This is a genomic window from Rhizobium sp. ERR 942, from assembly GCF_007828395.1.
GTDB classification, from domain to species: domain Bacteria; phylum Pseudomonadota; class Alphaproteobacteria; order Rhizobiales; family Rhizobiaceae; genus Rhizobium; species Rhizobium dioscoreae.
On the sequence record NZ_VIUA01000029.1, the window covers coordinates 1 to 1,037 of the forward strand.

The window sequence follows — 1,037 nt, forward strand, 5'->3', positions numbered from 1 at the left end:
CGCACCGCTAAGTCCCTTTTCCTCGCGGCCGTTATCAACGAAGAGGACTTTCCACAGGGCTGCGTTTAGTTTCCGCAATCATGACACGGCGCTATTGATCTGATAACCTGCTATAAAGTTGTCAGCTTGATTAGAAAAACTTCGCAATGGACCCTATTCGCCTAGACAGTTTCGATGTCTTCGTGGCCATCGTGCGCTGTGGCGGCTTCCGCGCGGCAGCACTTGAGCGCGGCGTGTCTTCATCTGCCTTGAGCCAAACGATGAATGGGCTGGAAGAGGCTCTGGGTATCCGGCTCCTCAACCGGACGACGAGAAGCGTGTTTCCGACGGAGGCAGGACAGCGCCTTCTTGAGCGTCTGGCACCTGCGTTGAGCGACATCCGGCTTGCCATCGCAGAGGTCGATGAACTGCGCGATAGCCCATCGGGTACCGTCAGGATCAACGCACCGGCACCGGCCGTCGATCATTTTCTTTGCCCGCTCGTGTTCGACTTCATGGATGTTTACCCCGAGGTGAAGATCGAGATTATCAGCGATGCGACCGTCATCGATATCGTGGAACAGGGTTTCGATGCGGGCGTTAGGTTCGGCAAGCAGTTGGCACAGGACATGATTGCGCTCCCGCTTGGACCCGCACTTCGTTATGCAATCGTTGCTTCACCTGACTACATCAAGAGGTGCGGAGAGCCGCAGACGCCGCCCGAACTCGTTGAGCACGACTGTATCAAACGTCGTTTCCCTGGCGGCACGCTCGTCACCTGGCGGTTCGCCGAGGGAGACGGGGAAATCGAAATCGCTCCGACCGGCCGTTTGACCGTCAGCTCTGCGCATAATGAATTGCAAGCTGCGCTGGCGGGCAGAGGAATCGCCCATGTCTTCGATGACTACACCAAGCCTTATATTCGGACCGGGCAGCTGGTGGAGCTTCTCTCCGACTGGAGTCTGACCTTGCCACACTGGTTTTTATACTACCCCAGCCGTCGCCTGCCGAGCGCCGCCATGCGCGCATTTCTCGACTATATGAGAAGCTACGACTGG

General features: G+C 57.2%; 1 protein-coding gene. It reads left to right on the forward strand.

Features of this window, described 5'->3' with window-relative positions:
- Positions 1-146: 146 nt before the first annotated feature.
- Positions 147-1,037 (forward strand): LysR family transcriptional regulator (locus tag FBZ97_RS34250; RefSeq protein WP_145324712.1); only part of this gene is annotated, 891 nt, incomplete at its 3' end.